9 protein-coding genes and 1 pseudogene are annotated in these 12107 nt (G+C 41.8%); 8 read left to right on the top strand and 2 right to left on the bottom strand.

All coding sequences use genetic code 11. The features are described 5' to 3' along the window. Positions 1–65 precede the first annotated feature (65 nt). The 4 genes and pseudogenes from NSMS1_RS35305 to NSMS1_RS03225 all read left to right on the top strand — a co-directional run bounded on the left by NSMS1_RS35305 (position 66) and on the right by NSMS1_RS03225 (position 4179). The gene (locus NSMS1_RS35305; protein ID WP_317986574.1) at positions 66–437 is read left to right on the top strand and encodes a chemotaxis protein CheB; all 372 of its coding nucleotides are present in this window, start codon (positions 66–68) and stop codon (positions 435–437) included. A 19-nt stretch (positions 438–456) separates the two neighbouring features. After that, entirely contained in the window at positions 457–2232 is a 1776-nt protein-coding gene (locus tag NSMS1_RS35300; RefSeq protein WP_317986573.1) for a CheR family methyltransferase, read from the top strand. Further along, positions 2192–3715 carry an ATP-binding protein gene (locus tag NSMS1_RS35295; RefSeq protein ID WP_317986572.1) on the top strand — a complete coding sequence of 508 codons (1524 nt, stop codon included), beginning with the start codon at positions 2192–2194 and terminating at the stop codon, positions 3713–3715. Before NSMS1_RS35300 ends, NSMS1_RS35295 begins: the two co-directional genes overlap by 41 nt. Before the next feature lie 53 nt (positions 3716–3768). Further along, positions 3769–4179 (top strand): annotated as a pseudogene (locus NSMS1_RS03225) (four helix bundle protein). Positions 4180–4190: 11 nt separating this feature from the next. Here the strand turns inward: NSMS1_RS03225 and mrdA (NSMS1_RS03220) are convergent. Both mrdA (NSMS1_RS03220) and mrdA (NSMS1_RS03215) read right to left on the bottom strand, forming a co-directional pair. Next, a complete protein-coding gene (gene mrdA, locus NSMS1_RS03220) occupies positions 4191–6002 on the bottom strand; it encodes a penicillin-binding protein 2 (RefSeq protein WP_224090945.1) in 1812 nt (603 codons plus the stop codon). Between the two features lie 206 nt (positions 6003–6208). Beyond that, positions 6209–8041, bottom strand: coding sequence for a penicillin-binding protein 2 (gene mrdA / locus NSMS1_RS03215; protein WP_224090943.1), 1833 nt, complete (start codon positions 8039–8041; stop codon positions 6209–6211). Positions 8042–8286: 245 nt separating this feature from the next. Here mrdA (NSMS1_RS03215) and NSMS1_RS03210 point away from each other — a divergent pair, with 245 nt between their 5' ends. From NSMS1_RS03210 to NSMS1_RS03195, 4 genes are all read left to right on the top strand, one after another. After that, positions 8287–9420 carry an ABC transporter ATP-binding protein gene (locus NSMS1_RS03210; RefSeq protein WP_224090939.1) on the top strand — a complete coding sequence of 378 codons (1134 nt, stop codon included), beginning with the start codon at positions 8287–8289 and terminating at the stop codon, positions 9418–9420. Between the two features lie 45 nt (positions 9421–9465). Continuing rightward, entirely contained in the window at positions 9466–9840 is a 375-nt protein-coding gene (locus NSMS1_RS03205; protein ID WP_224090938.1) for a four helix bundle protein, read from the top strand. A 45-nt stretch (positions 9841–9885) separates the two neighbouring features. Continuing rightward, the gene (locus NSMS1_RS03200; protein ID WP_224090937.1) at positions 9886–10968 is read left to right on the top strand and encodes a spermidine/putrescine ABC transporter substrate-binding protein; all 1083 of its coding nucleotides are present in this window, start codon (positions 9886–9888) and stop codon (positions 10966–10968) included. Between the two features lie 120 nt (positions 10969–11088). Then, positions 11089–11994: an ABC transporter permease gene (locus NSMS1_RS03195; protein ID WP_224090935.1), complete on the top strand. Its 906-nt coding sequence runs from the start codon at positions 11089–11091 to the stop codon at positions 11992–11994. The last annotated feature ends 113 nt before the right edge of the window (positions 11995–12107 follow it).

Below are 12107 nucleotides of genomic sequence, written 5' to 3'. Positions count from 1 at the left end.
TACACTGAGTGTACAACTATTGAATACCGTAGAAATCTAAATGTTCTACTGTATTCGCTAATACAATGAACTCTAACCAATCTTCTGAGTCATCACCATCGGATTCTATTGCTGTTGAACCATTGGTAAAGAAGCAGCAAGATAAAGGCAATGAATTATTTCCTATAGTCGGAATTGCGGCTTCTGCGGGAGGGTTAGAAGCATTTACACAGCTACTGCATCACTTGCCTATCGATACTGGGATGGCATTTGTGCTGATTCAGCACTTAGATCCAAATCAGAAGAGCCTGTTAACTGAGATTTTGGCGAAGACGACTCAGATGCCCGTCCGTGAAGTGCAGAATGGGATGTTTGTCGAACCGAACCAAGTACATATCATTCCGCCGAACACAAAGATGACATTGGCTCAAGGGGTGTTGCAACTCATGCCCCCGTGAGAAAATTCATGGGAAATATATGCCTGCTGATGCTTTTTTTGCTTCGTTGGCAGCAGAACTAGGAAGCAAAGCCATCAGTGTTGTCCTATCTGGGAGTGATGGAGACGGCGCACAAGGATCAGAAGCAATTAAGGCGGCTGGCGGTATTACCTTTGCTCAGTGTGAAGCATCGGCACAATTTAGTAGTATGCCGAATACTGCGATCGCTACTGGTGATGTCGACTTCATTTTACCACCACAAAAAATTGCTGAGGAACTAGCAAAGATTGCTCGTCATCCCAACGTTACCCGCCCGATATCTTCACAAACAGTTGAGCCACTTTCTAAAAGTGAGACTGCTTTGTCGGCAATCTTTGCAATGGTTTTAACATCCACTGGTGTTGACTTTACGCATTATAAGCAAACGACTTTAAAGCGACGAATTGCTCGACGGATGGTGCTGTATAACCTGCAAAGTTTAGAAGATTACGTGCAGTATCTGCAAAATCATCCAGACGAAGTGCAAGCACTGTATTACGAAATATTAATCAGTGTCACCAGTTTTTTCCGTGATCCAGAAGCTTATCAAGCTTTGAAAGAGCGGGTATTTCCGGTAATATCTAAGGGCAAGTCAGTTAATGAACCAATTAGAGTCTGGATATCATGCTGTGCAACGGGGGAAGAGGTTTATTCAATTGCAATTTCTCTAATGGAATTTTTGGAGAATGTGTTTCCCAAACCGACTATTCAAATTTTTGCTACAGACATTAATGAGATAGTAATTGACAAAGCCCGCTTAGGTATCTACAAACCCAGCCAAATAGTTGATGTCTCACCAGAACGGCTAAGACGCTTTTTTAATCAAGTAGAGAGCGGTTATCAAATCAGCAAGCCGATTCGGGAACTTTGTGTTTTTGCTAAACAAAACCTCATCAGTGAACCGCCATTTTCCAATCTGGATCTTATTAGTTGTCGTAATGTACTGATTTACTTTGAATCTGTTTTGCAAAAGCAGGTGATGCCAATTTTTCATTACAGCCTCAAGCCCACAGGGTTTTTGATGTTAGGTATCGCCGAGAGTGCAGGAGAATTTTCCAACTCATTTACTTTAGTAGACAGAAAAAACAATATTTATACCAAAAAATTAATATCCACTCCCCTTAACTTTAACTTTGCAACCAGCAACTATCCTGTAGCGAAAATAGCTGCTGATAAGTCCATGAGTTATAAGAATTGGGATATTGCTGACTTAAATAAACAGGCTGACCAAATTCTTTTGAATCGTTATGCCCCAGTTGGCGTGATGATTAACGACAACATGGACATTCTGCAATTTCGAGGGGAAACCAGTCCCTATCTGAAACCTGCCCTTGGAAATCCCAGTTTTAATTTGTTCAAAATGGCACGAAAAGGACTGCTGGAAGAGTTGCGGACTGCGATTCATCAGGCAAAAAGGCAGAATGTTTCTGTGAGAAAGGAACAGATACAGATGCAAGGGAGTGAGCCATCCAGGAAAGTTAATGTTGAAGTAATTCCATTTCAGCCTGATTCAGTGGATAGTTGCTGCTTTGTTGTTTTATTTGAAGATGTACCTGCTCTATTAAATCAACAACTGAGCATCAAACCTGGAAATGTAGAACCAGCAGATACAGAGGAGATACTGCGACTTCAACAAGAACTGGCAGCAACTAAGCAAGAGCTTGCTGCCACTCAAGAATATTTGCAATTGATTAGTCAGGAGTATGAAGCCACTACTCAACACCTGAAAGTGGCAAATGAAGAAATCCTTTCCAGCAATGTTTTATCGAACGTTTAAGGTAACGCCCGCTTATACAGAACAGCAACTGATTTTTGAGTTAGGAAACGGTGAGTGGAACATTCCCCAACTGCGATCGCTCCTAGAAGACATTCTCACCCATAATACTCAGATTGAAGGTTTTGAAGTACAACAAGTCTTTGAAAAAATTGGGCAAAAAACTATATTGCTCAATGGTTATAAAATCTTACGAGAAGGAAATGGGCAGATGATTCTGCTGGCACTTCATGACATTACACAGCAGAAGTTGTTTGAGGAAGAACGCGCCCAACTATTGGCTAAAGAGCAGTCAGCCCGCTTGGAAGCAGAGGCATCTAACCGAATTAAGGATGAGTTTTTATCTACTCTATCCCACGAAGTTCGCAACCCCCTCCACAATATTCTGGGATGGTCTGATTTACTCCAGAAAAAAAACTTTGATACCGCTCAAATAAATTATGGACTTGACATGATCCAGCGAAGTGCTAAAGCGCAAGTCCAATTGATTGAGGATCTTCTAGATATCTCCCGTATTGCGACTGGCAAACTCCGTCTGAATATTTGTCCAATTGATCTACGGTCTGTAATTGAGACAGCCCTTGAGATAGTCAGATTATCGGCAGAAGCGAAAAATATTCAAATTGAATGCCACCTGCAACCCCTAATTGGACAAGTACTGGGGGATGGGGTGCGATTGCAGCAGGTAATCTGGAATTTGCTTTCTAATGCCATCAAATTTACTCCTTCTGGGGGAAGTGTGGTTGTCACACTAGAGCAAGTTAATTCCCAAGCCCAGATTCGAGTTAGTGACACAGGTATTGGCATACCTAATGACTTTCTCCCTTATGTCTTTGAGCGGTTTCGCCAGGCTGACAGTAGCAAAACTCGTGCTAATCAAGGATTGGGCATAGGGCTGTCCCTTGTCCGTTATCTAGTGGAACTTCATGGTGGCACGGTTCAGGCGGAAAGTCCAGGTGTAAGCTTAGGGACAATTATTATCGTTAGGCTACCACTAAACATCAATCTTGAAGGGGATTTTAGCTCTTGTGATCCAGAGGTAATAGATATTTCCGGCGACGCGGAAAGCTCTGTTGATAACATTCCTTCCCTAGAAGGTTTGCATGTACTTGTTGTAGATGACGATGCCTTTATACGTCAGTTAACGAAGATAATGCTACAAAATCACGGGGCTGAAGTAACGGCTGTCGCATCTGCTGATGAAGCATTCTCAGTACTCACAAGCCAACCAGAGATGTATGATGTGCTATTGTCTGACATTGGGATGTCGAACCAAGATGGCTATAGCTTGATCCGGCGAGTGCGCTCTCTTAGTGCTGAGGCTGGGGGACAAATTCCCGCAGCAGCAATGACAGGGTATACCAGTAGTATTGATATCCAAGAGTGTAGGAGAGCAGGTTTTCAAACGCACATTCCTAAACCCGTTAAGCTAACCCAATTGGTATTTATGGTTGCTAATTTAGCTAGACGAAGTAAAAATACGTAAAAGATAATAATTATTGTAAGGATTCAGGAGTCAGAATTCAGGAGTCAGAATAAATGAGACAACCAGCCAAAACATTTCAAGATTTGATAGTTTGGCAAAAAGCACACCAGTTTGTTTTATTTGTATATCAATTTACTGGTCAGTTCCCTAAATCGGAAATATATGGGCTTGTTTCCCAATTTAGACGAGCAGCAATCTCTATTGCAGCAAATATAGCAGAAGGATTTAAGAAAAAGGGAGCAGCAGATAAAGTACGGTTTCTGAACATTGCACAAGGTTCTTTAGAAGAATGTCGCTACTATCTAATTCTTTCAAAAGACCTTGACTATGGTGAGGCAGCGCAGTCTTGGGGGTTTCCCCCATGAGCGACTGCCGGTGACACTTCAGGATCAATGCTTCAACTTGAGGAAGTTAGTAGGCTACTAACAAGCTATGCTAATTCTATTCTGAATTCTGACTCCTGAATTCTTACTAATTATTTACCTGGTTTTTGATATTTGCCGGGATATTTGCGTTGGAAATAGTCTTCCATTACTTTCAGAATCATGGGTGCGGCAATGCTACCACCGCCGCCGCCAGAATGTTCGGCGAAGGCAACAATGAGAATTTCTGGTTTGTCAGCAGGCGCATAAGCACCGAACCAAGCATGATTTTGTTTGACTTTGCGCTTCCAGGCTTCGGCTGTGCCGCTTTTGCCTGCGACTGGGGGAATTGTAGGTTGATTTAAGACTTTACCTGTACCGTCAGATACTACCTTACGTAAGCCTTCGCGTAAAAGTTTGATAGTTGTTGGCTTTAGGTGTACAGATTCTCGCCAGCTTTTAGCTTCCTCGTTATCTTTGAGTAAATGTGGTTGGACACGGTAGCCACCATTGGCGGGTACGGCAAACATAACAGCAACTTGCAAGGGAGTGGCTAATAATGCACCTTGACCAATCGACATATTAATTGTGTCGCCTATAGTCCAGGGCATCTTCCAAGCTTTCTGCTTCCATTTCTCATCGGGTACTAAACCTCTAGATTCCTCAGAAACAAATTCAAAACCTGTTCTTTGACCAAAGCCATATTTGCGAGTCCATTCGATTAAGGTGGGGCCGCCAACTCCCCTACCAATTTGATAGAAGAATGTATCACTACTCCACTGCATCGCCCCGACAAAACCCAATGGGCCGAAGCCTGCGTGATTCCATTCACCAAATGTAGTGCCACCAATAGTTAAGGAACCGTAGGTAGGTAATATGGTATTTGGTGCAAATTTACCAGATTCTAACCCAGCCGTCTTAGTGACAATTTTGAAGGTACTGGCGGGGGGGAAAGCACTCAAGGCGCGATTTACTAGGGGGTGTTCCTCACCTTGTACAGATTCCCAGTCTTTTTGCGTGAGTTTTTGCTTAGAAAAGATATTTGGGTCGAAGGTGGGGTGCGACACCATTGCTAAGACTGCACCATTTTTAGGGTCAATGGCAATGATAGTACCATTGCGATCGCCTAAAGCTTTCTCCGCCGCCTTCTGCATATCCAAATCTATCGTCAAGTGTATATCATCACCAGCCTTAGCTTGCTTCTCCCCTAAAACACGTAGTGGTCTACCAGCCCCATCTACTTCCACTTGTTGACCACCCCATTCACCCCGTAATAGCTTCTCATAAGCCTTTTCCACGCCCATTTGGCCAATGACATCACCCAGACGATAACCCTCAGCTTTTCTATCTTGTAACTGTTCAGCCGTTAATTCCCTTGTATAACCCAACACATGAGCTAATTCCCTACCGTGGGGATAATAGCGCACAGCTTCCGTATGGATTTCTACATCTTTCAATTCATTTTCATATTCCTTGACGGCTGTGATTTGGGCTTCATCAAGATTACGGGCAATCCGAATAAGAGAAGAAGAGTTAGCACCAGCTTCTTCTAATTTCTCCTCAATATCTTCTTGGGGAATGTCCAAAATCTGCGCCAGACGCGGCCCAACAACCGACCACGAGGGTTTGGTATGCGCCATCGGCCAAAGGTAAATAGACCGAGGATAGCGGGTGCTAGCCAAAAGTTGACCATTACGGTCAAAAATATTACCTCTTTCTGGTTGTTTAGGAATCACCCGCACCCGATTCGACTCGGCTTTTTGCTTAAACTTAGAACCTTCAATAATTTGTAAGTATACTAAACGGGCGCTGATTCCAGCCGTCATCACCAGAGTAAATATAATTAAAAATATTGGTTGAAAGCCCTGGCCTACAGTCCGGGTGTCTTTTTTACCTAAAAGTGGAGATGGTTGCAATAAAGTCATAAAACTAAATTACTTGCTCAAATAATAATAAGATTTGTATGCCACTTATTGTCCTACATCGCCATGCAGGTATTCAGAGTAATTGCACCTAAGCCCAGTTAATGTTGATAAGTTATTTTCAATGGATACCATTGATGGGAGATGAGGGAGTAATCAATTCAAAATTAAAGAATTGTTACTCCTGTCAACTGTCAACTGTCAACTAACTAATCCCCAGTAGTTTTCTGTTCTGATTGCTGTTGGGGTTTGGCGTATTGGCCTGGATGGTAGTGCTGAAAATAAGCTTCTAAAACTTGTAAGACCATCGGCCCGCAAACTGTGCCACCATGATCACCAGAATTTTCACCAAAAGCGACTACTACAATTTCTGGTTTATTACTGGGTGCATAAGCGCCGAACCATGTATGGTTGGGGCGACCAATGCCAGCTTCTGCCGTACCGCTTTTACCTGATGCGGGGGGAATTGAGGGTACATCTAGACGTTTACCTGTACCTTCACTTATCACTTTCCGCAGTCCGTCACGCAGAACTGAAATGGTGGCTGATTTCATATTGAGAGATTCTCGCCAGCTTTTGGCTTGTTCGTTGTCTTTGAGTAAGTGCGGCTTGACTCGATAGCCTCCATTGGCGGGAACTGAAAACATAATTGCTGATTGCAAGGGAGTCACTTGTAAAGCACCTTGACCAATTGACATATTAATTGTGTCGCCTATAGTCCAAGGCATTTTCCAGACTTTTTGCTTCCAATTTTCATCGGGAACTAAACCTCTGGATTCTTCGTTGACAAACTCTAACCCTGTTTTTTGACCAAAGCCATATTTGCGAGTCCATTCGATTAAGGTGGGGCCGCCGACTTTTCTGCCAACTTGATAGAAGAATGTATCACTACTCATGGCGATCGCACGAGGGAAACCCAAGGGGCCAAATCCTGCATGATTCCACTCGCCAAAATTCACACCACCTATATTAATAGAACCGTAGGTTTGCAAGATGGAGTCAGGCGAAAATTTGCCCGATTCTAGTCCGGCGGTTGTAGTGACAATTTTAAAAGTACTAGCAGGAGGGAAGGCACTCAAAGCACGATTTACTAGAGGATGGTCTTTACCTTGGACGCTTTCCCAATCTTTCTGAGATAGTTTCTGCTTAGAGAAAATATTTGGGTCAAAGGTAGGATGAGACACCATTGCTAAGACTGCACCATTATTAGGATCAAGGGCGACAATTGCACCCCGACGATTTCCTAAAGCTTTGTCGGCGGCTATCTGTAAATCCAAATCTATAGTTAAATGTAGGTCTTTGCCTGCTTTTGCTTCTTTTTCTCCTAAAACCCGAATCGGTCGACCCGCACCATCTACTTCCACCTGCTGACCACCCCATTCACCCCGCAGCATTGATTCATAGGCTTTTTCCACTCCCATTTGACCAATGACATCACCCAGGCGATAGCCTTCATCTTTCCTTTTTTGCAACTGTTCAGCCGTTAACTCTCGCGTATAACCCAGTACATGGGCTAGTTCCTGTCCTTGTGGGTAATAACGCACTGCCTCAGTGTTAATTTCTACTCCTGGTAATTCGCTTTCATATTCTTTTAAAGCCGTCACTTGTGCTTCATTTAAGTCACGGGCAATACGGATGAGTGAAGAAGAGTTGGGGCCAGCCTCTTGTAGTTTCTTTTCCATCTCTTCTTGAGGAATGTCCAAAATCTTAGATAGGCGTGGGCCGACAACTGACCATGAAGGTTTAGTATGGGCCATCGGCCACAAATACACAGACCGAGGATAACGTGTACTAGCGAGTAATTTACCATTACGGTCAAAAATATTACCCCTTTCTGGATGCTTGGGAATCATCCGAATCCGGTTAGCTTCAGCGCGTTGGTGAAAGTCATGCCCATCGACAATTTGTAAATATGCCAGACGAGCCTCGATTCCGGCAAGGGCAAGAAAAGTAAATCCAATCAAAAATATAGACTGAGAACCACGCCCTACTGTACGTGTATCTTTTTTGTGGTTCGGTAGAAATGAGGGTAATAAAGCCATAAGTTAAATAAAAATTTAAGAATATAGGGATGATGTCTATAATAATTCCCGAAAAATACTTGAGCTATTGAGTTTGTAACAATTTGGTATGTATGACTGTTGACTGTTGACTATGGACTAATGACTAATGACCAATGACCAATGACTAAACTATTGTTTTGGGCAGACTAAAATAAACCACAGACAATAAGTGTTGAATAGAATACATTAATCACAAGATTATTGAATATCACGGCATTCTACTAATGAATATGGCTCAAACTGTGACGCAGAATCTTAAGGGCATGAAAACGCTTCAACCGCTTGATGTTGAACTGCGTAATGTGTTCAAGTTTTTTAACCAAGAACCAGCAGTGCATGGAATAGATTTGGATGTCAGGCAAGGGGAGTTTTTTAGTATTTTAGGCCCGTCTGGTTGCGGCAAGACCACAACGTTACGTTTGATTGCCGGATTTGAACAGGTTGATGCTGGCAAGTTATTGATTCAGGGTCAACCGATGATTAATGTTCCCCCGTATCGGCGGCCAGTAAATACTGTGTTTCAAAGCTATGCCCTGTTTAATCATCTTAACGTTTGGGACAATATCGCTTTTGGATTACGTTTAAAAAAATTCCGTAAATCGGAAATTGAAAGCCGGGTTAAGGAAGCTTTAAAACTGGTGAAAATGGAAAGTTTGCGATCGCGTTTTCCTAGTCAGCTTTCTGGTGGTCAGCAGCAGCGTGTGGCTTTGGCTAGGGCTTTGGTAAATCGTCCGGCTGTGGTGTTGCTGGATGAACCATTAGGGGCGTTGGATTTGAAACTACGTAAAGAAATGCAGGTCGAGTTATCGAATTTACACAAAGACCTGGGGTTAACTTTTATCATGGTGACGCATGACCAAGAGGAGGCGTTATCGTTAAGCGATCGCATCGCGGTAATGAATCAGGGGAAAATTGAACAAATTGGCACACCCAGCGAAATTTATGAACACCCCAAAACCGCTTTTGTCGCTGACTTCATTGGTGATACCAATTTATTCAGTGGCGAAATCACAGCATTAGAAGCAGAGTATGTGCAAATTGTCACGAAAACCGGACTGACAATTGTTGTCGCCCGTAATGAGGACACACCAACTGAATTATTAAAATCTGTAGTCGTCAGTGTTCGACCAGAAAAAATTCAACTTTCCCTTTATCAACCCAGTTTAGTCAATAACTGCTTTGAGGGAAGATTAGTAAATATCATGTATTTAGGGACGCACGTTAATTATGTTGTGGAGTTAACTAACGGTATTAATATTAATGTTTTACAACCTAATACTCTAGGCAATTTACCAGGCTATGACACACCAATTTATGCTTGGTGGGGAGAGAATGATTGTTTGGCTATTAGTCAATAGTCATTGGTCATTGGTCATTGGTCATTAGTTATTAGTGAGAGAAATATGTCTAGTAGGAGGTTTCAAGAATTACGTGTCTATAAATCCGCAGAGAGATTAGCTGATGATATATGGAAAATTGTGGAGAAGTGGGAATATTTACCTAGAGAAACAGTAGGTAGACAGATTATCCGTTCAGCAGATAGTATTGGTGCGAATATAGCAGAGGGTGTGGGCAGAGGAAGTTATCAAGAAAATCGAAGATTTATCAAAATAGCAAGAGGTTCTCTATATGAAACTCAGCACTTGTTAAGACGAGCATATAAACGTAGTTTGTTAACTAATGAACAGGTAAATACACTAAAACTGATTATCAATGAATTAGCACCACAATTGAATGCTTATCTAAAATCAATCGGCAATTATCCAGAAGATTCTTAACTAATGACTAATGACTAATGACTAATGACTAATGACTAATAACCAATGACTAATAGAAGAAAATTTTTACAAGGAATAACAGCACTTTCTAGTTTATCTTTAGCGGGTTGTGGCTGGAGATTGGCAGATGTGCGTGCGGCTGCGGGTTCCGGGCGTAGCGATCAATTATATCTTTATACTTGGACACAATATTCTGACCAAAAATTATTACAAACTTTTAGCTCTCAAACTGGGTTGAAGGCGCTGGTAGATGTTTATGATTCTAATGAGGTGATGCTGGCTAAACTCTTAGCTGGCGGGGGTGGTAGTTATAGTCTGATTTATCCATCAGACTATATGGTACAGAAGATGGTAGAAAAAGGTTTATTAATAGAATTAAAACACGATCGCCTAATTGGGTTAAATAATTTATTACCACAATTCCAAAACCCTAGCTATGACCCTAAAAATCGTTATAGCATACCTTTTAGTTGGGGTACTACAGGGTTAATTTATAATTCGGAAGTTATTAAAGAACCGCCCAAAGATTGGGATTATCTCTGGCAAAATCAAAAGTTCCTCAATAAGCGCATGACTTTATTAAATGATGTGCGGGAAGTCATGGGTGCAGTTTTGCGGATGTTGGGTTATTCTTATAACTCGAAAAATGAGAATGAAATTAAACAAGCTTATGAAAAGTTAACTGTTCTCAAACCCGCGATCGCAGCTTTTGATACTGATGCTTGGAGAAATCAAATATTGGCGGGTGATTTAGTATTAGCGATGTGTTATTCAGCCGATGCTATCAAAGTTATCAAAGAAAATTCTAAGTTGAAATACGTGATTCCTCGCAGTGGTTCTTCTCTATGGACTGATACAATTGTTATTCCTAAATCTGCGCCTAATGTAAATGGGGCTTATGCCTGGATAAATTTTATTTTACAACCAGAAGTAGCAGCTAATGTTAGCGAAAGATTAAAAATAGCCACCCCTAATAGTGCAGCTTTTGAACAATTACCTAAACAAATAAAAGATAACGAAAATTTCTATCCCCCGTCCGCAATTTTAGAAAAATGCGAACGCATTAGCCCTGTGGGAGAATTTGAAGACGTTTATGAACGTTATTGGACGCAATTGACTAGTGGTTAGTCAGTTGACAGAAGGCAGGAGGCAGGAGGCAGAGTAAAGAATTAATTAGGGTGGGTATTGTCTACTAAAAGCATGATATTGATTTAATTTTGAATTTTGAATTTTGAATTTTGAATTGGTATGACTACAGAAATTAGTGATGTTCCTGATGATATTGCCAGACTGAGTAAATTAAACCGTCCCAGGTTCAACTTTATTCAACCTTTGGTGTTGTTAGCACCGTCTGGTATTTGGTTATTACTTTTATTGGTACTGCCAACTTTGATAATTTTTCAGTTGAGTTTAGTACCGAATATTCGACCTGGGGATATTGTTAATCCTAGAGGCTTTGATAACTACATTCGTATAGTTGATCCACTATATTTGCACGTTATATTGCGATCGCTATGGTTATCACTTGGGACTATGGCCATCTGTCTGATTTTAGGTTTTCCTGTGGCATATTGGATTGCCCAAATTGCCCCCAAGCGTTGGCGAAATTTTCTGGTATTGGGCTTTGTTCTACCCTTATGGACTTCTTCTCTACTCCGTTCTTACGCTTGGATAACTATTCTCCGTCCCACTGGCTTATTAAACAGCTTGCTTACTAGCGTAGGTTTACCCCCTTTAGACTTACTCAACCGTACACCAGCTGTTTTAATTGGCATGAGTTACAGCTTACTGCCTTACATGGTGTTGATTCTCTACGCTTCCCTAGAAAAATTGGATAAGCGGTTACTAGAAGCAGCCGCAGATTTGGGTGCAAATCCTGTGCAAACATTTTGGAAAGTCACAGTTCCGCAGATATCTCCAGGTATTATGGCTGCTTCTTTACTGGTTTTTATTACTGCCTTGGGCGATTTTATCAATCCTGAGTTGCTAGGTGGTGCTTCCAGTATGACGGCTGCGCGGCTAGTTTATAACCAATTCCTCGGCGTTACCCAAAATTGGGGTTTTGGTTCAGCTTTGAGTATGACATTAATTTTAGCTGTGAGTATTGCGATCGCTCTCTTGCTCAAATTTGGCGAAGCTACACCTAAGCAGTGAGAGTGGGGAGATGAGGGAGCAGAGGAGTAGGAGAGAATCACTATGGACTATGGACTAATGACTAATAACTAATGACTACTTAAGTGCATAACTTCAAGATACTTATACCTATT

It is taken from the genome of Nostoc sp. MS1 (assembly GCF_019976755.1).
Taxonomy (GTDB): domain Bacteria; phylum Cyanobacteriota; class Cyanobacteriia; order Cyanobacteriales; family Nostocaceae; genus Trichormus.
The sequence above is the reverse complement of the archived record's forward strand: the minus strand, read 5'-3'. Positions and strand labels throughout refer to the sequence as shown.

Excerpts from the sequence above, each read along its gene's own strand:
- NSMS1_RS35305 (WP_317986574.1), top strand. The coding sequence starts at position 66 with ATGAACTCTAACCAATCTTCTGAGTCATCACCATCGGATTCTATTGCT.
- NSMS1_RS35300 (WP_317986573.1), top strand. The coding sequence starts at position 457 with ATGCCTGCTGATGCTTTTTTTGCTTCGTTGGCAGCAGAACTAGGAAGC.
- NSMS1_RS35295 (WP_317986572.1), top strand. The coding sequence starts at position 2,192 with ATGAAGAAATCCTTTCCAGCAATGTTTTATCGAACGTTTAAGGTAACG.
- mrdA (WP_224090945.1), bottom strand. The coding sequence starts at position 6,002 with ATGACTTTATTGCAACCATCTCCACTTTTAGGTAAAAAAGACACCCGG.
- mrdA (WP_224090943.1), bottom strand. The coding sequence starts at position 8,041 with ATGGCTTTATTACCCTCATTTCTACCGAACCACAAAAAAGATACACGT.
- NSMS1_RS03210 (WP_224090939.1), top strand. The coding sequence starts at position 8,287 with ATGAATATGGCTCAAACTGTGACGCAGAATCTTAAGGGCATGAAAACG.
- NSMS1_RS03205 (WP_224090938.1), top strand. The coding sequence starts at position 9,466 with ATGTCTAGTAGGAGGTTTCAAGAATTACGTGTCTATAAATCCGCAGAG.
- NSMS1_RS03200 (WP_224090937.1), top strand. The coding sequence starts at position 9,886 with ATGACTAATAGAAGAAAATTTTTACAAGGAATAACAGCACTTTCTAGT.
- NSMS1_RS03195 (WP_224090935.1), top strand. The coding sequence starts at position 11,089 with ATGACTACAGAAATTAGTGATGTTCCTGATGATATTGCCAGACTGAGT.